Below are 20171 nucleotides of genomic sequence, written 5' to 3' on the forward strand. Positions count from 1 at the left end.
GATATAATGCAATAGTTGGTGATAATGTAGACATCAACCGCTCAATTACAGGTTCAAGTGATGCATATCCACCTGTAGATGGCGTGTCTTATTTTATATTAGGAGGTGTAAGTATGTTTGCAATTATCGAAACAGGTGGTAAACAGATCAGAGTTGAAGAGGGTCAGACAATCTACGTTGAAAAACTCAACGCAGAAGCTGGAGATGCCTTCACTTTCGACAAAGTGCTCTTCGTAGGTGGAGAGTCTGTTAAAATTGGTGTACCTACAGTTGAAGGTGCTACTGTATCCGCTAAAGTTGAAAAACACGGCCGCGGCAAGAAGATCGACGTAGTGAAATTCAAACGCAGAAAGAACTACAAGCGTAAACAAGGTCACCGTCAGCCTTATACAAAGCTGACAGTTGAAAAGATCGACGCGTAATGATCCATGTGGAATTCAATATAGACGATAAGGGACAGGTGACATCCTTCGGGATGGAAGGTCACGCCATGTTTGATGAATATGGCAAGGACATTGTCTGTGCTGGCGCTTCAGCAGTCGTTTTCGGTTCTGTAAATGCCATTCTCAATATGACCGGAGCCAATCCGGCGATTGAAATGGATGAGGAATCCGGCTCACTCCGATTCAAAGCGGACGATCCGGATAATGACAAAATGCAGATACTTCTTGAAGGCATGATCATTTCATTAAAGACGATAGAAGAAGAATATGGTGAACATATCACATTAAATTTCAAGTGAGGTGAAAGCAATGCTTAAACTGAATCTTCAATTTTTCGCATCCAAAAAAGGTGTAGGCTCAACTAAAAACGGCCGTGATTCCGAATCCAAACGTCTTGGCGCCAAGAGGCAGGATGGTCAGCACGTTACAGGCGGATCCATTCTTTTCCGCCAGCGTGGTACTAAGATCCACCCGGGTGAGAACGTTGGACGCGGAGGAGATGACACACTTTTCGCCAAAATCGACGGCGTTGTAAAATACGAACGCATCGGTCGCGACAAGAAGCGCGTTTCCGTATACAAGGAAGCAAAATAAAGAATTGAGTGGACATCAGCAAAGCTGGTGTCCTTTTTCATTAAATGGGATAGATCGGTTATGCTATAATATTGAAGGATAGAGGTGAGACGATGTTTATAGATCAGGTAGATATATACTTGAAAGCCGGCAATGGCGGTAACGGCATTGTTGCATACAGAAGAGAGAAATATGTACCACTGGGTGGTCCGGCAGGCGGCGATGGCGGCAACGGTGCGGATATCATTTTCGAAGTCGATGAGGGACTGAGAACACTGATGGATTTCCGCTACCAGCGCCATTTCAAGGCCAAGCACGGCCAGAACGGCATGAGTTCGAATGCACACGGCAGAAACAGCGAGCCGCTCATACTTAAAGTGCCACCGGGTACGATTGTCAAAAGGAAAGATACCGGTGAAACACTGGCCGACCTCGTGCACCATGGTGCCCAGATGGTCATCGCCAAAGGAGGCCGTGGGGGACGCGGCAACTCCAGGTTTGCATCCTCCCGCAATCCGGCACCGGATTTTGCCGAAAACGGTGAACCGGGCGAGGAATTCGAAGTGACGATGGAGCTGAAGCTGCTTGCGGATGTCGGTCTAGTCGGCTTCCCGAGTGTCGGAAAGTCAACGATACTGAGTGCCGTTTCGAAGGCGAAGGCGAAGAGGGGCGATTATCCGTTTACGACGATCAAGCCGAATCTTGGCGTGGTCCAGACCGGAGACGGACGCTCGTTCGTCATGGCTGATCTGCCGGGACTGATTGAAGGTGCGTCTGAAGGGACCGGTCTCGGCCATCAGTTCCTGCGACATGTTGAACGCACCAGAGTCATCGTTCATGTCATCGACATCAGCGGCCTCGAAGGACGCGATCCGATCGATGACTACAGGATCATCCGTGAAGAGATGGGCCTATATAATGAAAGTCTGCTGAAGCGTCCGGAGATTATTGTGCTCAACAAGGTCGATCTGGTAGAGGATGATGAAATCTTCGAACAGTTCAGGTCGGCAATCGGAGAAGACAAGGAAATTCATGAAATCTCAGCAGCCACCCGCCAGAACCTTGATACGGTACTCTACCGTGTAGCAGATCTGCTTGAGGAGACGCCGGAAACGGAAGAAGTGGTCGAAGAGACGGATCACCGTGTGCTCTACCGCTACGAAAAAGATCCGGATGCCTTCAAGATCTCAAGGGATGATGACGGTGCCTTTGTTGTTACAGGCGACGCCATTGAGCGTATGTTCAAGATGACGGACTTCAACAGGGAAGCTGCCATCAGAAGGTTTGCCAGACAGATGCGTTCCATGGGTATCGATGACGCTTTGCGTGAGCGTGGCATTCAGACGGGCGACACTGTAAGGATACTTGGTGGAGAGTTCGAATTCGTAGAATGATGGTGATTTGATGTATCAGTATATTATCGGTGTATTGAAAGAAGTGGAACCACAGTATATTACCGTGGAATCGAATGGAATCGGCTATCTGCTCATGGTGCCGAATCCGTTCCGTTTTGAACAGGAAAAGGAACAGCAGATACAAATATATACCGAACTCATCGTGAGGGAGGACAGCCATACGCTGTATGGCTTCAGAAACAGGGACGAGAAGACACTGTTCAAATCCCTGCTCCAGGTGACCGGCATCGGACCGAAGAGTGCCCTGGCGATTCTTGCTGCCGCGTCCACTGAAGAAATCATCGGCGCCATTGAAGCGGAAGATGAGAAGTTCATGCAGAAGTTTCCGGGTGTCGGCAAGAAGACGGCCAGTCAGATCATTCTCGATCTGAAAGGCAAGCTCGGTGCCGTGGATATTACAGCACATAAGCCGGCGCGTGACAACAACAGCCACTTCATCAGTGAAGCGATGCTTGCACTGGAAGCGCTCGGCTACAGCAGCCGTGAACTGAAGCGCATCGAGAAGCAGCTTGGCAACGAGTCGTTCGAGTCGGTGGATGCTGCTGTAAAACGCGGATTGAAATATCTAGTTCAGTAATGAGGTGCTATTATGGATGATCGCATTTTGGATGAAGGAAAACAGCCGTTTGAAGAAAATGTGGAAATGTCACTGCGTCCGGAGCTTCTGAACCAGTATATCGGCCAGCAGACATTGAAGGACAATCTGACCATCTTCATAGAAGCCGCACGGATCAGGGAAGAGGCGCTTGACCATGTCATCCTTCATGGGCCGCCGGGTCTCGGCAAGACGACGCTCTCCAATATCATTGCCAACGAGCTTGGCGTGAATATCCGGACAACATCCGGCCCTGCCATCGAGCGTGCAGGCGATCTGGCAGCCATCCTGTCGAGCCTTGAAGCGGGGGATGTGCTGTTCATCGATGAAATCCACCGTCTGCCGCGTGCAGTTGAAGAAATACTGTATTCGGCAATGGAGGATTTCTTCCTCGATGTCGTCATCGGCAAGGGGGAGGAGGCGAGAAGCATCCGTATCGACCTGCCGCCGTTCACTCTGGTTGGCGCAACGACACGCTTCGGGAGCTTGTCTGCCCCGCTCAGGGACCGTTTCGGCGTCCAGTTGAGACTCGAGTACTATGACCTTGACAGTCTCATCACAATCGTCAACCGTACGGCAGACATTCTTGAAGTGACAGTTGATCCGGACAGCGCAATGGAGCTTGCCCGCCGTTCACGCGGGACGCCCCGTATCGCCAACCGTCTGCTCAGACGTGTAAGGGACTTCTCCATCGTAAAGAAGGAATCGTCCATTACACTCGAGACGACGAACCATGCGCTGAAGGTGCTTGAAGTCGATCCGAGCGGACTCGATCCGATTGACCATAAAATTATGAACACGATCATCAACACATATAATGGGGGGCCGGTCGGTCTCGAAACGGTCGCCGTGTCGATCGGCGAGGAAGTCATCACACTGCTTGATGTCTATGAACCGTTTCTGATCCAGCAGGGATTTCTGGAGCGGACACCGAGAGGCAGAAAAGCGACAGCGAAGAGCTACGACTACTTCAATGGCGACCCCCACATCGATATATTTAGAAATGAGGAATAGGTTTGAAACTCGAGGAATTTGATTTCGATCTGCCCGAATCACTGATCGCACAGACACCTCTTCTGAAACGGGCGGAAAGCAGGCTGCTCGCTCTGGATAAACGCACGGGCAGCGTGTCGGATACGAAATTTGAAAATATTACAGCGTATCTCAACCCAGGGGATGCGCTTGTGCTGAATGATACGAAAGTACTGCCTGCCAGACTTTTCGGTGTAAAGAAGGATACAGGTGCGAAAATAGAAATGCTGCTCCTGAAGCCGATCGAAGGCGGATATGAAGTGCTGATCCGTCCGGCGAAGCGCGTCAAGCCGGGAACGGAAATCGACTTCGGCGACGGTCTCCTGACAGCAGTATGCACAGATACGTTTGCCGAGGGCATCAGGCACGTCTCCCTCCATCATGATGGGCTGCTTGAAAATGTACTGGATGAACTGGGTGAAATGCCGCTGCCCCCTTATATCAAGGAGACGCTTGATGACAAGGACCGCTATCAGACGGTGTATGCGAAGCATGCAGGATCAGCTGCCGCACCGACAGCGGGTCTTCATTTTACAGAAGCACTGCTTGATGAAATCAGGCACAAGGGTGTACATATCAGCTACATCACCCTGCATGTTGGGCTCGGCACTTTCCGCCCGGTCAGCGTAGACGACATCGAAGAGCATAAGATGCACTCCGAGTTCTACATCATGACTGATGAGACTGCTTCCACGCTGAATGCAGTCAAGGAGAATGGCGGTAAAGTGGTCAGTGTCGGAACGACGAGCACACGGACGCTTGAGACGATCATGCGGGATCATGGACAGTTTGTCGAAGCGAGCGGGTTTACGGATATATTCATCTATCCGGGCTTCAAGTACAAAGCGGTCGACGCGCTGATCACCAATTTCCACCTGCCGAAGTCCTCGCTGATGATGCTGGTCAGTGCGTTCAGTGATAGGGAGACGATCATGAACGCCTACCGTCATGCGATTGATGAGGAATACCGTTTCTTCAGTTTTGGAGATGCAATGATTATATATGAGGATGAAGAGTAGATGGCAATCAGATATGAACATATAAAGACATGCAAGCAGACCGGTGCCCGCATCGGCAAACTGCACACGCCGCATGGCACAATCGATACACCGATCTTCATGCCGGTCGGCACACTGGCGACCGTCAAGACGATGACGCCCGAGGAGCTTGCCGATATCGGCAGCCAGATCATCTTGAGCAACACATACCATCTATGGCTGAGACCGGGCAGTGATATCATCAGGGAAGCAGGGGGACTCCACAAGTTCATGAACTGGGACAGGCCGATTCTGACGGACTCCGGCGGCTTCCAGGTATTCAGCCTGAGTGACAGACGCAAAATTGAAGAGGAAGGCGTCCATTTCAGAAGCCATCTCGACGGCTCGAAGCTTTTTCTGAGTCCGGAGAAGGCGATGGACATCCAGCATGACCTTGGCTCCGACATCATGATGGCATTCGATGAATGCCCGCCGTTCCCGGCAGAGAAGCAATATGTACAGGATTCGATTGATAGAACAACACGATGGGCGGAACGTTGCTTGAACCATCATGTGAAGAGCGGCAACGACAAGCACCAGGCACTGTTCGGCATCGTCCAGGGCGGGGAATACAAGGATCTCAGAGCACAGAGTGCGAAAGAACTCGTGTCGATGGACTTCCCGGGCTATTCCATCGGCGGACTGTCCGTCGGTGAACCGAAACCGATCATGTACCGTGTGCTGGAAGAGACCATTCCGTACCTGCCTGAAGACAAGCCCCGCTATCTGATGGGTGTGGGTTCACCGGATGCACTGATTGAAGGTGTCATACGTGGGGTCGACATGTTCGACTGCGTGCTGCCGACCCGTATCGCAAGAAACGGCACAACGATGACTTCGCAGGGCCGGGTTGTCGTCAAGAACAAGAAGTTCGAGCGCGATTTTACGCCGCTCGACCCGGCGTGTGACTGCTATACGTGCCGCAACTACACGAAAGCCTATCTGCGTCATCTCTTCAAAACTGATGAAATTCTTGGATTGAGGCTTACCACTTATCATAATCTATATTTTCTGTTAAAATTGATGGAAGATATTCGAACTGCGATTTTAAATGATGAACTGCTGGATTTTAAAGAAGCATTTTTCGAATCATACGGATTGAATGTCGAAAATCCGAAAAATTTCTAAAAGAGGAGAAGATTCATAGATGGAATTCTTTATGGCCATCCTGCCGTTTCTGGTACTCATTCTGGTAATGTACTTCCTGATGATCCGTCCGGCACAGAAGAAGCAGAAAGATGTACAGAACATGCAGGCGAACATGCAGAAGGGTGACGAAATCATCACGATCGGCGGACTTCACGGAACTGTCGAGTCCTTCGACCAGAAACACATGTACATCCGTACAGATGCAGCCGGCAGTGCAGTACTTAAATTTGAGCGTGTCGCGCTCAAGGAAATTGTAAAACAGTAGTGCAATGAGCTGACTCCATGAGTCGGCTTTTTTTAATTTTAATTTATGGTTTCAACAGTTATAATTGAAACGTTGAGGATTTCCAAAATAATCGAGGTGTGTTTTGTTGAAAGTAAAGAAGAATAGAATCATCATCACCATTCTGCTGGTCATCGGTATATTGACGGTCGTTGGACTGACAGCGAAAGATCTTGTCAAGGACGTCAATCTTGGTCTGGACCTGCAGGGTGGATTTGAAGTACTGTATCAGGTCGAACCACTTGATGATGGAGATGAAATTGATGACTCGGCGGTACAGAGTACGGCACAGACACTGGATTCGCGCGTCAATGTACTTGGTGTCTCAGAACCGAATATCCAGATTGAGGAAGGCAACAGGATCCGGGTCCAGCTTGCCGGAGTGGAAGATCAGGCTGAAGCTAGGGAGCTGCTCAGCACCCAGGCTGAACTGACCATCCGGGACGTTGATGATAATGTTCTTCTGTCCGGTGCAGATCTGGTCCAGGGTGGGGCGAGTCAGAACTTTGACGAAATGAACCAGCCCATGGTATCGCTGCAGCTGAAGGATCCTGACAAGTTCCGTGAGGTCACTGAAGAGATTTCCCAGAGACCGGCCGGTGAAAATCTGATGGTCATCTGGATGGACTTCGAAGAAGGCGAAGACAGCTTTGCAGAGGAAGTTCAGAAGGCGGATCCGAAATTCATTTCTGCACCGAGCGTATCCGCACCGATCAATTCATCAGACGTCATGATCTCCGGCGGATTCAATGGTGAGGAAGGACTTGAGCGTGCCCAGAATATTGCTGCACTCCTCAATTCGGGTGCGCTGCCGGTCAAGCTGACCGAGATCTATTCCAATTCCGTCGGTGCCCAGTTCGGTGCCCAGGCACTGGATGAGACTGTGACTGCCGGTCTGATCGGTGTAGCACTCGTATTCATATTCATGATTGCGTTCTACAGACTTCCGGGTGTTGTTGCGGCAGTGACGCTGACCGCCTACATCTACCTGACGCTTCTCGGGTTCAACCTGATCAGCGGCGTACTCACCCTGCCCGGTATTGCGGCACTGATTCTCGGTGTCGGCATGGCGGTGGATGCCAACATCATCATGTATGAGCGCATCAAGGATGAACTCAGGATCGGAAGAAACCTGAAGCAGGCCTACAAGCGGGCATCGGCCGCTTCCCTATGGACGATCATAGATGCCAACATCACGACGATGATCGCCGGTGTGGTACTGTTCATATTCGGAACAAGCAGTGTCAAAGGCTTTGCGACCATGCTGATCCTGTCGATACTGATGAGCTTCATTACAGCTGTATTCCTGACACGGTTCGTACTGTCGCTCCTGATCCGATCAAATTTCTTCAACGGCCGGCTCGGCTGGTTCGGAGTCAAGGAGTCGGATAGATTCAATATCAATGAAGGCAAAGACATCGAACATCTGTCGACGCCTTGGGACAAGTTTGATTTCGTCGGTCATGCGCGAAAGTTCTTTATACTGAGCGGTGTGCTCATTCTCGCAGGCCTTATCGTCCTGTCCATCTTCAGACTGAACCTCGGCATCGACTTTACGTCCGGGACAAGAGCGGATATCGAGACGAATGGTGAAGCGACGGTCGAACAGGTCGAAGCGGAACTCTCAGCCATGGATATCCCGCCCGACAGCACTACAACTTCAGGGGAGAATATGGTTGTTGCCCGCTATGCTGAAGATCTGTCCCAGGATGAAGTGACAGAGATGCAGGACACCTTTGAAGAACTGTACGGCAGCCAGCCTGCAATCAGCACAGTAAGTCCTGTGATCGGACGTGAACTTGCGCAGAATGCGGCCATGGCGCTCGCCATCGCATCGCTCGGCATCGTTCTCTATGCCTCCATCAGATTCGAGTGGCGCATGGCGCTGCCGAGTGTGCTGGCACTGATCCACGATGCATTCATCATGGTTGCGGTCTTCTCCATTTTCAGGCTGGAAGTGGATATTACTTTCATCGCCGCCGTGCTGACAATCGTCGGGTATTCGATCAACGATACAATCGTGACATTCGACAGGGTCCGTGAAAACTTGAAGAAGACGCGGGTGATCCGGAAAGAATCGCAGATTGATGAGATTATCAACCGCTCGCTCAAACAGACGCTGACCCGCTCGGTCAATACGGTGCTGACTGTCATCATCGTGGTTGTTCTGCTCGTATTCATGGGCAGCACAGCCATACTGAACTTCTCGATTGCACTGCTGGTCGGCCTGATCAGCGGCATCTACTCATCGCTCTTCATCGCACTGCAGCTGTGGGGCATATTGAAGAAGCGTCAGTTCAGAAAAGCAGAAGGCAGCTTGACCGTATACGAAGAGAAGAAGAAAGATGACGAAAAAATACTTGTATAATTCTAGAACGCCCGGGCACCCCCGGGCGTTTTGCAAAGGATGTAATCTATGTACCAGTCAAAGTATGAGTGGAAAGTACGCCGTAGAAGTTCGGATATGCCGGACGATCTTATTGACAAGTTCAAGCTCAATCCGCTGGAGCAGACCATACTCGAAAACCGGGGGTATACGACGGAATCTGATCTCGAGAGGATCTATCGCCCGAAGACGTATGATCCTTCCCTCGTCTACGGCATGGCGGATGCAGTGGCACGCATCGAGACTGCTTTTGACGCAGATGAACGCATACTGATCTACGGGGATTTCGACGCGGATGGCATCACAAGCACAGTACTGCTTCTGAATGCGCTCAGAAGACGGACCGAAAATGTGGACTACTTCATCCCAAGCCGCATCGAGGACGGCTATGGCCCGAACCGTGCTGTGTTCGAGGAGCTTGTAGTCGGCCAGTATGACCTTGTGATTACAGTTGATAATGGTGTCTCGGGCGGTAAGGAGATCGCCTTCCTGAAATCCGAAGGCATTGAAACGATCGTGGTGGACCACCATGCATTCGGTGATAATGTGCCTGACGCGACCATCATCCATCCGGATCATCCCGACGGCACATATCCATTCCGTTCGCTTGCGGGCGTCGGCATCACCTACAAGCTGGTCCAGGCACTTGGGCTTGAAGCAAAGGAGGATATCGGCTGGGTGGCCATCGGTACAGTGGCCGATCTCGTTCCCATGATCGATGAAAATAAAAAGCTTGTTATCGAAGGTTTGAAGGTTTTGAATGATTCACCGCCAACCGGCGTGCATACACTGCTCAGAAGCGCCGGTCATGATGGCCAGATGGATGAGGAGACGATCGCCTTCACACTGGCGCCACGACTGAATGCGACTGGACGGCTGGGCGAGGCGGAGATTGCAGTCGAACTCCTGCTCGAGAAGGATTCAGGTGTCGCCTATGAGCAGGCCATGGTGGTCGAGAATATGAATCTTGAACGCAAGCAGCTGGTCGAGACGATATTCGATGAGGCAAAGACGCAGGTCGAGCCCGACAGGCAGATCAATATTGTTTATCAGGACGGCTGGCACCCTGGTGTGCTCGGCATCGTCGCCTCGAAGATTGTCGAGCAGTATGGCAAGCCGGCAATTGTGCTGACGCTTGATGATGGGGTCTACCGCGGATCAGCACGGTCGATCGAAGGCGTGGATCTGCATGGTGTCCTGTCCGAGCATTCGAATCACCATCACCGGTTCGGCGGACATGCACAGGCACTGGGTGTGGAAGTACTCCAGGTGGATATCGAATCCTTCACACAGGAGCTAACAGGCTATTTCGATCAGCTGCAGCTCGATCTCAGGCCGGTCAAGTATATCGACTATCAGATCAAGCAGGGAAATATGACCATGAAGGCGTTCGAACGGTTCGACCGGCTGAAGCCTTTTGGCCAGTCGTTCCAGTCACCGGTATTTCTGATCAGCAATGAAAATATCAGTACCATCAGACAGGTGGGCAAGGATAAATCCCATATCAAGCTATCGGTGGCCCAGGTCGGCATGGACGTCATCGGATTCGGTTATGGCCATCTGGTCAATGAAGTATCGCAGGGCGATGCAATCAGTCTGGTCGGCACGGTCAATGTCAACGTGTTCAACCAGAGCCGTACACTCCAGATGATGCTGCAGGACGTGAGTGTCGACAGCGTCCAGCTCATCGATATGAGAAGCCGGACCGACCAGCGTTTCGACATCATTTCGTCGGATGATATTTTCGTCATTGCCGAAGGCAGGGAGAAAAAAGGGGAAAACTACTACCATTTCGGTGAAGTGCTGCCCTTTACATCGAAGACGGTCGTGCTTCGCGATCTGCCGGAGAGCGTCGACAATCTGGCGTATTCCCTGGGCGGCATACATGCATCGAAGATCATCTCCATCTTCAACCAGAAGGAGGAGCTGTTCTTCACAGGCATACCGAAAACAGAGATCATCACCGAACTCCATCGGCTGATTGAATCCGCTGATGACGGGTCGATAGACTTGGCGAAGCATGCGCCGGCACTTGCCGGCAGGCTCGGCATCAAGATGAAGTTCCTTAAAATGTCGATAGATATTATGACAGATCTAGAGATTATCCGAGTGGAAGATGGTATAATATACAAGGATCAGGGTGATAGCGCCTGGAGATTGGAAGAATCAGCATACTATCAGAACCTCAGGAACCAGCTGGAAGCTGAGAGACTCCTGAAAATGTCTTCTTCAACTGAGCTGAAAGACTACCTCAGAACATTAATTTCGAATTGATTGGTGGAATCTAAATGGATTTAAAACAATATGTATCAGAAGTGCCGGACTGGCCGAAAAAAGGTGTCAGCTTCAAGGACATTACGACAATAATGGACAACGGACCGGCATACAAGTATGCAACAGATCAGATAGTGGAATATGCGAGGGAGAAGGAGATTGACATCGTGTTCGGTCCTGAAGCACGCGGATTCATCATCGGCTGTCCGGTTGCATACAGCATGGGCATCGGTTTTGCACCGGTAAGAAAAGAAGGGAAACTGCCGAGGGAAGTCATCAAATATGAATATGACCTCGAGTACGGATCAAACACACTGACCATGCACAAGGATGCGATCGCCCCCGGCCAGCGTGTACTGATTACGGACGATCTGCTGGCGACAGGCGGTACGATCGAAGCGACGATCAAGCTCATCGAATCACTCGGCGGTATCGTAGCCGGCATCGCCTTCCTGATAGAGCTTGAATATCTCGATGGCATGAAACGTCTTGAGGGATATGATACACTTTCATTGATTACGTACGAAGATTAATCTGCTGAAAAGTCTGTGCAAACAGGCTTTTTTTAGTCATTTATTTATTTGAAAGAGGTTTTATAGTATGATGATTCTAATCAGTGTAGAGGGAAAGCGGTGAGATCATGAACAAGGAGTATCCATACAGCAAAGAAGATGTCATTCGCATGTGTGCGTCATATATGGGCGAATCGGAAATGGAGATGGTTCAGAAGGCATATGCTCTGGCACACGCAGCGCACGAAGGCCAGTACCGCAAAAGCGGCCAGCCGTATATACTGCACCCGGTCCAGGTTGCCGGCATTCTGGCGGAACTGAAGCTCGACTGTCCGACCATCATTGCCGGATTCCTTCATGATGTCGTCGAGGATACGGAGTATACATTCGATGACCTGAGAACCATGTTCAACGAGGAAGTTGCGGTAATTGTGGACGGAGTGACCAAGCTTGAGAAGGTCAAGTACCGTTCGAAGCAGGAAGAGCAGGCGGAGAACCACCGCAAGCTTTTCATTGCCATTGCCAAGGATATCCGTGTCATCCTGGTCAAGCTCGCCGACCGTCTGCATAATATGCGTACGCTGAAGGCGATGCCTGAAGACAAGCAGATACGGACTTCTCAGGAAACGCTTGAAATCTATGCGCCACTGGCACACCGTCTCGGTATTTCAAGCATCAAATGGGAGCTTGAGGATACTGCGCTCCGGTATATCGAGCCGCAGCAGTATTTCAAGATTGTAAGTTCCATGAAGAAGAAACGCAGCGAGCGCGAGGTGGTCATCAACCAGGCCATCGAACGCATCCAGTCGGAAATGGACCATACCGGCATCGTCGGGCAGCTGTCCGGGCGGCCGAAGCACATATACAGCATCTATAAGAAGATGACGAAGCAGCATAAGCAGTTCGATCAGATCTTCGATCTGCTCGCTGTCCGTGTGCTGGTGACGAACATCAGGGACTGCTACGCAGTCCTCGGTGTCATCCATACCATATGGAAACCGATGCCGGGACGCTTCAAGGACTATATCGCCATGCCGAAGCCGAATATGTACCAGTCGCTGCACACCACCGTCGTCGGACCGAATGGAGATCCACTCGAAATACAGATCCGTACATTCGAGATGCATGAAATAGCAGAACATGGTGTCGCTGCCCACTGGGCATACAAGGAAGGCAAAGAGGTCAAGAAGGAGCCTTTCCTCGACAAGCGCATCCACTGGTTCCAGGACCTGATCGACCAGGAGAATTCCGCGTCCGATGCAGAAGAATTCATGGAATCGCTGAAAAGTGATCTTCTGAGCGACAAGGTCTATGTATTCACCCCGAACGGAGATGTCGTCGAACTGCCAAAAGGCGCCGTGCCGATCGACTTCGCATACCAGGTGCACACCGAGGTCGGCAACAAGATGATCGGTGCGAAAGTGAACGGCAAGATCGTATCGATCGACTATGAGCTCTCAACCGGTGAAATTGTGGAGATCCGTACGAGCAAGCAGTCGTACGGACCGAGCCTCGACTGGTTGAAACTGGTCAAATCCTCAGGTGCCAAACACAAGATCCGTGCCTTCTTCAAAAAGCAGGACCGTGCAAGCAATATAGAAAAAGGCCGGTTCGCAGTGGAGCATGAAATCAAGAACCGGGACTACAGGCCGGATGATGTCCTGAAGCCCCAGTACATGGAACCGGTCCTTGAACGCTACAACATCAGCCACGAGGATGATCTGTACGCCATGGTGGGGTTCGGCGGTGTCACAGCCCAGCAGGTGACGAACCGTCTGATGGAAAAGTTCAAGGTTGCAGAAGAAAAGAGCAATGTCGTAGAAGAAATCGACCGGACGCATCACTACAAGGAAGTCTCTACAGAATCCGGTGTCTACGTCCAGGGCATGGACAATATGCTGATCAACCTGTCCAAATGCTGCAACCCGCTGCCAGGTGATGATATCATCGGTTTCATCACAAAAGGGCATGGGGTGAAGGTCCATGTCACAACCTGCCCGAACATCAGGAATGAAACGGAACGTCTGATCGACGTGGAATGGGTGAAGAACAAGAATAAGGATCGCAAGTACCAGGCAGATCTCGAGATCACCGGATACGACCGGCAGGGTCTCGTCAATGAAGTGCTGAACGTCGTCGCAAGCACCAAGTTCCCGATCACCCGCGTCAATGGACAGGCGGACATCGACAAGCATGCAAAAATCAGTCTGTCGGTCATGCTGCAGAACGTATCGGATCTCTACAGAGTGGTAGACAAGATCAAACAGCTTCCTGACATATACAGCGTAGAACGCGTTTTTAAATGAGGTGTAGAAATGAAAATTGTATTGCAAAGAGTATCCAGTGCCACTGTCATGAGCAACGAATTCTTCAATGAAATCGGTCCGGGCTACTGCCTGCTGGTCGGTGTGTCGGAAGCTTCGACAGAAGAAGATGCACTGAAGCTCGCAGAGAAGATTGCAGCAAGCCGGAACTTCGAGGATGAAGATGGCAAGATCAACCTGTCCATCAAGGATGTCGAGGGTGAAATACTCAGCATATCCCAGTTCACCCTCTATGCAGATGTCAGAAAGGGAAACCGGCCGAGCTTCACACAGGCTGCCGGCAAGGATCATGCCAATAGGCTGTACCAGCTTTTCAATTCTCATCTCCAGTCTTTCGGACTGACTGTCAAAGAAGGTTTCTTCGGTGAAATGATGCAGGTCCAGATCAATAATGATGGACCAATTACGATACTTTATGAGTCCATGGATGGCAAGATCCAGTAATGGGACAGTCGGACAGACGCTCAATCGGTATAGTGCAGCACATCAGGAATTTCTTCAAGTACAAAAAGCATCTGTATATGGCGCCGCTCTGCTTCATGCTGCTTGCCGGAGGCATCATTTTGGCATCTGTTCTGCTCTTTGACCGTTTCCTGAATGAAACGCATGAGCCCATACAGGTGAATCTTGATGCGCCGGACTATGACTTCAGCGGGCAGACGATCGTCATCGATCCGGGACACGGCGGGAAAGATCCGGGCGCAACAAGCATATCCGGTGTGACGGAAGATCAGATCGTCTTCGGCATCGCTAAGACGCTCGAAGCACGACTTGCGTCAAGCGGTGCCGAAGTAATCCTGACACGTGACCGTGATACATTTGCATCACTGGACGAAAGGAAGGTCGAAGGTGACCTGTTCATCAGTCTGCATAGTGATGCAATGGACGACCCATCAATTTCAGGATTTACGACATACTATACCCACCCCGGGCAGAAGGCGTTTGCCGAGTCCATCAATGCTGCACTCGACCAGTATTCCTATTTCTATAATCGCGGTGTGGAGACGATGAACTACCAGGTGACGTGGCAGCTCGACTATCCGGCAGTACTGGTGGAGCTCGGCTATCTGAGCAATGAAGTGGATGATATGTCGCTGACCGAGACAAGATATCAGAATATGATGGCAGCGGGCATCCTTGAAGGAATTGATGATTATTTGAACTGAGTGCTTGACTTGATTGCCGATAGACCATATCATATTAAATAATCGAAAGAATGAATTCAGTGATCCGTTGAGGTGGATAGGATGGACCAAAGAGAGACCTGCCCCGGCTGCAAGCAGGTTGTAAATCCGTATCCGGAACCGACACTTCGGTAGAATCCTGTTTTGCAGGCGGCGGCAGCCGTTACGATGCGAGAGGGCCTTAATCAGGCTGAATCAGGGTGGCAACGCGATTTACTCGCCCCTTATATCCATATGGATATAAGGGGCTTTTTTATATTTCAGAAATGGAGTGGAGCAGATGATACAGATTCCAAGAGGTACACAGGACATACTGCCGAAGGACACATACAAATGGCAGTACATTGAAAATAGACTGCACAGTATTGCGCAGAACTACAACTACAAGGAGATCCGGACGCCCGTATTCGAATCGACTGAACTTTTCGTAAGAGGTGTCGGCGGTTCGACGGACATCGTCAACAAGGAGATGTATACGTTCAAGGACAAGGGCGACCGGAGCATGACATTGAAACCTGAAGGGACGGCACCTGTTGTCAGAAGCTATATTGAAAACAAGATGCAGCATGATGTCAATCAGCCGGTCAAAGTATACTATCAGGCACCGATGTTCAGATACGAAAGACGTCAGAAGGGCAGATACCGACAGTTCGTCCAGTTCGGCATCGAAGCAATCGGTGTCGAGGATCCGCTGATCGATGTGGAAGTGCTGAGCATGCTGATGCATATCTATCAGTCGTTCGGACTCAGGAATCTGAAGCTTCACATCAACTCGATCGGAGACCAGCACAGCCGGGCGGCCTATAACCAGGCGCTCGTCGACCACTTCAGACCGTCCATCCACGAATTCTGCTCGGACTGCCAGGTGCGTATTGATACCAACCCGATGAGAATTCTCGACTGCAAGAAGGACAGGGACCACCCACTCGTTCAGAATGCACCGGTCATCTACGACTATCTGAATGATGAGTCGAAGGCGTATTTCGAAGAGGTGAAACAGAATCTTGATGCACTGGATATCCCATATGAAGTCGACTACAACCTCGTCAGAGGACTCGATTACTATACACATACCGCGTTCGAGCTGATGAGTGATGCTGAAGGCTTCGGTGCCATCACGACCCTGTGCGGCGGCGGCCGCTATAATGGTCTGCTTGAACTGCTCGATGGACCATCTGAAACCGGCATCGGATTCGCACTCAGCATCGAAAGGCTGCTTCTGGCACTTGAAGCGGAAGGCATCGAGCTGCCGGAGCCTGAAGGCATCGACCTGTACATCTGTACGCTCGACCAATCTGCGAGTACGGCAGCCGGCCGTCTCGTACACAAACTGCGTACAGAGGGCGTCAGCTGCGATATGGACTATAAGCACAGGAAGCTTAAGGCCCAGATGAAGGATGCAGACAGGAAGGGCGCTGCCCACACGATCGTCATCGGCGAAACAGAACTAGCATCCGGTGAAGCGGAACTGAAGAACATGGCAACAGGCGAATCGGAAAAAATCAGTCTAGATGACATAGCAGAAATCAGGACGATAATTGAGGAGAAGTGATCATGAGGAAATATACACGAGAAATCACAGAAGCACTGACAGGAGAGACTGTCCATCTGAAAGGGTGGGTACAGAAGAGGCGTGACCTTGGTGGACTGATCTTCATCGATCTGAGAGACCGCGCGGGCATCATCCAGGTGGTTTTCAATCCGGAGGTGTCCGAGCCAGCCCTTGAGACAGCCGAACGCATCCGGTCTGAATTCGTCGTTTCGGTAACAGGAAAAGTACTGGAGCGTGATCCGTCCCAATATAATGATAATATTCCGACCGGAAAAATAGAAATCATGGCTGATGCAGTGGAAGTGCTGTCGAAGGCCAAGACACCGCCTTTTCAGGTCATGGATGAAACAGTCAGTGAGGATGTCGGCCTCAAGTACCGCTACCTCGATCTCAGAAAACCGAAGCTGCAGAATATACTGAAACTGCGTCACCAGCTCAACCGCAGTGTCAGAAACTTTCTTGATAATGAGGATTTCATTGATATCGAAACACCTGTACTCTCAAAATCGACACCGGAAGGGGCGCGCGACTACCTTGTGCCTTCCCGGGTGCATGAAGGCGAATTCTATGCGCTGCCGCAGTCGCCGCAGATCTATAAGCAGCTGCTGATGCTGTCTGGCATGGAAAAGTACTATCAGATCGTCAAATGCTTCCGTGATGAGGACTTGAGGGCCGACAGGCAGCCTGAATTCACTCAGATCGACATCGAGATGTCATTTACCGATGAAGAGCAGATGCTTGCACTGAACGAACGGATGATCAGCCAGGTGATGCGGGATGTCAAAGGTATTGAGGTGACGACGCCTTTCCCGCGCATGACGTATCATGAGGCCATGGCCGAGTACGGTGTCGACAAGCCCGATACACGGTTCGAACTGAAACTGAACGATCTCAGTGCATTTGCTGAAACCATAGATTTCAAGGTATTCCGATCGGCTGTGGAGAATGGTGGCATGGTCAAGGCGATCGTTGTAAAAGGCGAGGAGAGCCGGTTTTCCCGCAAGGACATCGATAAGCTCGAAGGCTACGTCAAGACTTATGGTGCCAAAGGTCTCGCATGGCTGAAAGTGAAAGAGGATGCACTGAACGGTCCGATCGCCAAGTTCTTCAATGAGCAGAACCAGGCTGATCTTTTCGAGAAACTGTCTCTTGAAAACGGCGACCTCGTCCTGTTTGTTGCAGATTCCGAAAAGGTTGTCCATGCGTCACTCGGTAATCTCAGAAACAAGCTAGCCAGGGATCTCGATCTGATTCCACAAGACCAGTTCAACTTCCTGTGGGTGACGGACTGGCCGCTGTTTGAATACGACGAGGATGCCGGCCGCTATTTTGCAGCCCACCATCCGTTCACTTCACCAAAAGCGGAAGATATCGACAAGCTCGATCAGGCACCGGAGCAGGTCCTCGCCAATGCATATGATATTGTGCTGAATGGCTATGAACTCGGCGGCGGATCCATCCGTATCCACGACGCTTCACTCCAGGAGAAGATGTTCAGGGCGCTTGGCTTCACAGATGAGGAAAGGGATGCGCAGTTCGGCTTCCTGATCGAAGCTTTCAAGTATGGTGCGCCGCCGCACGGCGGCATTGCCTACGGTCTCGACCGTTTCGTCATGCTGCTTGCAGGTACGGACAACATCCGTGATGTCATTGCCTTCCCGAAGACGGCAAGTGCCGGCGACCTGATGATGAATGCACCGTCGGAAGTATCCAGACAGCAGCTTGAGGAGCTTCATATCGACGTGAATATCGAAAAATAGAGAAAAATGCCATGGAAGTGAGGCCTTCCATGGCATTTTCTGTACTGAAAATAATAAAGTGTTTTTTGTTTCTTTTTTCAAATGGGTATGCTATTATACTTGTAACAGGAATATCTGAGAAGTGCGTGATGTGTTGAATTATATTTTGACCTAACACTTTTTTTAACGGGAGCCCGTTAGTTTTCCTACGAAAAACATGCCTGCTTGAGACAGGACGTTTGGAGTAGGGAACAGGGCACCCACCTGCAAATAGCAGGCCAAAATAATCAACAAATACACACGGCTTACGCTCGGATATTTCGAAATAAGTACCGAATTATTATAATTCGGTGCTTATTTTTTTATAGTTTTTTAAGCTTATCGTATATATCACCGAGCTGCTTCTCATATTTGGAGACATCCGATTTCTCGTAGTAGGCGGCATTTCTGAGCGGATCCGGCAAGTACTGCTGGCTGACCACGTGGTTCGGGTAGTTGTGGGGATATTTGTAGCCGATGGCATTGCCGAGCTTCTCAGCGCTCTTATAGTGGCCATCCCGAAGGTGCTTCGGTATGCTGCCTGTCTTCTTCTTCCTGATGTCGGAGAGGGCGCCATCGATGCTTTTGATGGCACTGTTCGACTTCGGCGAGAGCGAGAGCTCGATGACGGCCTGCGACAGCGGGATGCGTGCTTCCGGGAAGCCGAGCCGCTCAGCAGACACGATGGCATCGAGTGTCCTCGAAGCAAGCTGCGGATTGGCCAGTCCGATGTCCTCATAGCTGATGACGAGGAGGCGCCTTGCAATGGTGACGAGGTCCCCAGCTTCGACAAGCCTGGCCAGGTAGTGGAGGGCGGCATCGACATCACTGCCCCGGATGGATTTCTGGAAGGCGCTCATCACATCGTAGTGCTGATCGCCATCCTTGTCATACAGGAGATCCGACTTCTGCATGCATGCCTTGGCATCTTCCATCCCGATGTGGATGGTACCCACTTCATCTTCTTCAGTGCTGAGTGCAGCAAGTTCGAGTGCATTCAGGGCGCTTCTGACGTCTCCCTGGCTCGTATGAGCCAAGTATTTCAATGCCTCTTCCGTTATCTCGATCTTCATTTTTCCGAGTCCACGCTCGGCATCACCGATGGCACGCACCAATGCTTCCTCGACGTCGTCAGGATCGAGCAGCTCCAGCTCGAATATCTGGCATCTGCTTCTGATCGCCGGGTTGATGGCGTGATACGGATTCGAGGTGGTGGCCCCGATCAGTATGATGTTGCCATTCTCAAGGTGGGGGAGCAGAAAATCCTGCTTCGCCTTGTCCAGACGATGGATTTCATCAAGCAGCAGAATGACGCTGCCGCTCATCTTTCCTTCCTCAGCGACGATCTGCATATCCTTCTTCGTATTGGTGACAGCGTTCAGCACTCTGAACTTGAAATTGGTAGATCCGGCAATGGCACTCGCGATGCTCGTCTTGCCGATGCCTGGAGGGCCGTACAGAATCATCGAAGACAGCCTTTTCGCCTTGACCATCCGTCTGATGATGCTGCCGTCGCCGACAAGATGTGCCTGCCCAAGTATTTCATCTATGGATGTCGGGCGCATCCTGTAACTTAATGGTTGAGTAGTCATATTTTCACCTGTTTCAGTCTTATGGTATATTTATTAATACTA

The 20171-nt window shown here is 50.8% G+C and carries 18 protein-coding genes, 1 other RNA gene and 1 other annotated feature; of the genes, 18 read left to right on the forward strand and 1 reads right to left on the reverse strand.

Annotated elements, in window-relative coordinates:
- Positions 1-25: 25 nt before the first annotated feature.
- Positions 26-99: a sequence feature (ribosomal protein L21 leader region), on the forward strand.
- Positions 100-113: 14 nt separating this feature from the next.
- The 18 genes from rplU to ssrS all read left to right on the forward strand — a co-directional run bounded on the left by rplU (position 114) and on the right by ssrS (position 18820).
- Positions 114-422 (forward strand): 50S ribosomal protein L21, encoded by a 309-nt coding sequence (gene rplU, locus J4760_RS02155; RefSeq protein ID WP_145285715.1) that lies wholly within the window; start codon positions 114-116, stop codon positions 420-422.
- Complete coding sequence (locus J4760_RS02160; protein ID WP_145285717.1) at positions 422-742, forward strand: ribosomal-processing cysteine protease Prp; 321 nt, start codon at positions 422-424, stop codon at positions 740-742. The genes rplU and J4760_RS02160 overlap by 1 nt, the downstream gene beginning before the upstream one ends.
- Before the next feature lie 10 nt (positions 743-752).
- A complete protein-coding gene (gene rpmA / locus J4760_RS02165) occupies positions 753-1037 on the forward strand; it encodes a 50S ribosomal protein L27 (protein WP_145285720.1) in 285 nt (94 codons plus the stop codon).
- Positions 1038-1129: 92 nt separating this feature from the next.
- The gene (obgE, locus tag J4760_RS02170; protein WP_237604637.1) at positions 1130-2410 is read left to right on the forward strand and encodes a GTPase ObgE; all 1281 of its coding nucleotides are present in this window, start codon (positions 1130-1132) and stop codon (positions 2408-2410) included.
- A gap of 10 nt (positions 2411-2420) precedes the next feature.
- Positions 2421-3008: a Holliday junction branch migration protein RuvA gene (gene ruvA / locus J4760_RS02175; RefSeq protein ID WP_237604638.1), complete on the forward strand. Its 588-nt coding sequence runs from the start codon at positions 2421-2423 to the stop codon at positions 3006-3008.
- A gap of 12 nt (positions 3009-3020) precedes the next feature.
- Positions 3021-4040 (forward strand): Holliday junction branch migration DNA helicase RuvB, encoded by a 1020-nt coding sequence (gene ruvB / locus J4760_RS02180; protein WP_145285730.1) that lies wholly within the window; start codon positions 3021-3023, stop codon positions 4038-4040.
- A gap of 2 nt (positions 4041-4042) precedes the next feature.
- Complete coding sequence (gene queA, locus J4760_RS02185) at positions 4043-5077, forward strand: tRNA preQ1(34) S-adenosylmethionine ribosyltransferase-isomerase QueA (protein ID WP_145285733.1); 1035 nt, start codon at positions 4043-4045, stop codon at positions 5075-5077.
- Complete coding sequence (gene tgt, locus J4760_RS02190; RefSeq protein WP_145285736.1) at positions 5078-6223, forward strand: tRNA guanosine(34) transglycosylase Tgt; 1146 nt, start codon at positions 5078-5080, stop codon at positions 6221-6223. It begins immediately after the preceding gene.
- Between the two features lie 19 nt (positions 6224-6242).
- A complete protein-coding gene (yajC, locus tag J4760_RS02195; RefSeq protein WP_145285738.1) occupies positions 6243-6509 on the forward strand; it encodes a preprotein translocase subunit YajC in 267 nt (88 codons plus the stop codon).
- 106 nt (positions 6510-6615) lie between these two features.
- Positions 6616-8895 (forward strand): protein translocase subunit SecDF, encoded by a 2280-nt coding sequence (secDF, locus tag J4760_RS02200; protein WP_237604639.1) that lies wholly within the window; start codon positions 6616-6618, stop codon positions 8893-8895.
- Between the two features lie 48 nt (positions 8896-8943).
- Complete coding sequence (gene recJ / locus J4760_RS02205; RefSeq protein ID WP_237604640.1) at positions 8944-11187, forward strand: single-stranded-DNA-specific exonuclease RecJ; 2244 nt, start codon at positions 8944-8946, stop codon at positions 11185-11187.
- A 14-nt stretch (positions 11188-11201) separates the two neighbouring features.
- Entirely contained in the window at positions 11202-11720 is a 519-nt protein-coding gene (locus tag J4760_RS02210; RefSeq protein ID WP_237604641.1) for an adenine phosphoribosyltransferase, read from the forward strand.
- 107 nt (positions 11721-11827) lie between these two features.
- Positions 11828-14005 carry a RelA/SpoT family protein gene (locus J4760_RS02215; protein ID WP_237604642.1) on the forward strand — a complete coding sequence of 726 codons (2178 nt, stop codon included), beginning with the start codon at positions 11828-11830 and terminating at the stop codon, positions 14003-14005.
- 9 nt (positions 14006-14014) lie between these two features.
- The gene (dtd, locus tag J4760_RS02220) at positions 14015-14467 is read left to right on the forward strand and encodes a D-aminoacyl-tRNA deacylase (RefSeq protein ID WP_145285752.1); all 453 of its coding nucleotides are present in this window, start codon (positions 14015-14017) and stop codon (positions 14465-14467) included.
- Positions 14467-15189, forward strand: coding sequence for an N-acetylmuramoyl-L-alanine amidase family protein (locus J4760_RS02225; protein ID WP_145285755.1), 723 nt, complete (start codon positions 14467-14469; stop codon positions 15187-15189). Before dtd ends, J4760_RS02225 begins: the two co-directional genes overlap by 1 nt.
- A 298-nt stretch (positions 15190-15487) precedes the next feature.
- A complete protein-coding gene (gene hisS / locus J4760_RS02230) occupies positions 15488-16759 on the forward strand; it encodes a histidine--tRNA ligase (RefSeq protein WP_237604643.1) in 1272 nt (423 codons plus the stop codon).
- Positions 16760-16761: 2 nt separating this feature from the next.
- Positions 16762-18519: an aspartate--tRNA ligase gene (gene aspS, locus J4760_RS02235; RefSeq protein ID WP_237604644.1), complete on the forward strand. Its 1758-nt coding sequence runs from the start codon at positions 16762-16764 to the stop codon at positions 18517-18519.
- A gap of 108 nt (positions 18520-18627) precedes the next feature.
- Positions 18628-18820: non-coding RNA, 6S RNA (gene ssrS, locus J4760_RS02240), on the forward strand.
- A gap of 40 nt (positions 18821-18860) precedes the next feature.
- Here the strand turns inward: ssrS and J4760_RS02245 are convergent.
- The gene (locus J4760_RS02245) at positions 18861-20129 is read right to left on the reverse strand and encodes a replication-associated recombination protein A (RefSeq protein WP_145285763.1); all 1269 of its coding nucleotides are present in this window, start codon (positions 20127-20129) and stop codon (positions 18861-18863) included.
- Between the last annotated feature and the right edge of the window lie 42 nt (positions 20130-20171).

This window comes from Salinicoccus sp. ID82-1, from assembly GCF_021991715.1.
In the GTDB taxonomy this organism is placed as follows: Bacteria; Bacillota; Bacilli; order Staphylococcales; family Salinicoccaceae; genus Salinicoccus; species Salinicoccus cyprini.

Excerpts from the sequence above, each read along its gene's own strand:
- ruvA (WP_237604638.1), top strand. The coding sequence starts at position 2,421 with ATGTATCAGTATATTATCGGTGTATTGAAAGAAGTGGAACCACAGTAT.
- J4760_RS02215 (WP_237604642.1), top strand. The coding sequence starts at position 11,828 with ATGAACAAGGAGTATCCATACAGCAAAGAAGATGTCATTCGCATGTGT.
- yajC (WP_145285738.1), top strand. The coding sequence starts at position 6,243 with ATGGAATTCTTTATGGCCATCCTGCCGTTTCTGGTACTCATTCTGGTA.
- ruvB (WP_145285730.1), top strand. The coding sequence starts at position 3,021 with ATGGATGATCGCATTTTGGATGAAGGAAAACAGCCGTTTGAAGAAAAT.
- J4760_RS02245 (WP_145285763.1), bottom strand. The coding sequence starts at position 20,129 with ATGACTACTCAACCATTAAGTTACAGGATGCGCCCGACATCCATAGAT.
- J4760_RS02160 (WP_145285717.1), top strand. The coding sequence starts at position 422 with ATGATCCATGTGGAATTCAATATAGACGATAAGGGACAGGTGACATCC.
- rplU (WP_145285715.1), top strand. The coding sequence starts at position 114 with ATGTTTGCAATTATCGAAACAGGTGGTAAACAGATCAGAGTTGAAGAG.
- J4760_RS02210 (WP_237604641.1), top strand. The coding sequence starts at position 11,202 with ATGGATTTAAAACAATATGTATCAGAAGTGCCGGACTGGCCGAAAAAA.
- hisS (WP_237604643.1), top strand. The coding sequence starts at position 15,488 with ATGATACAGATTCCAAGAGGTACACAGGACATACTGCCGAAGGACACA.
- recJ (WP_237604640.1), top strand. The coding sequence starts at position 8,944 with ATGTACCAGTCAAAGTATGAGTGGAAAGTACGCCGTAGAAGTTCGGAT.
- J4760_RS02225 (WP_145285755.1), top strand. The coding sequence starts at position 14,467 with ATGGGACAGTCGGACAGACGCTCAATCGGTATAGTGCAGCACATCAGG.
- obgE (WP_237604637.1), top strand. The coding sequence starts at position 1,130 with ATGTTTATAGATCAGGTAGATATATACTTGAAAGCCGGCAATGGCGGT.
- rpmA (WP_145285720.1), top strand. The coding sequence starts at position 753 with ATGCTTAAACTGAATCTTCAATTTTTCGCATCCAAAAAAGGTGTAGGC.
- aspS (WP_237604644.1), top strand. The coding sequence starts at position 16,762 with ATGAGGAAATATACACGAGAAATCACAGAAGCACTGACAGGAGAGACT.
- dtd (WP_145285752.1), top strand. The coding sequence starts at position 14,015 with ATGAAAATTGTATTGCAAAGAGTATCCAGTGCCACTGTCATGAGCAAC.
- tgt (WP_145285736.1), top strand. The coding sequence starts at position 5,078 with ATGGCAATCAGATATGAACATATAAAGACATGCAAGCAGACCGGTGCC.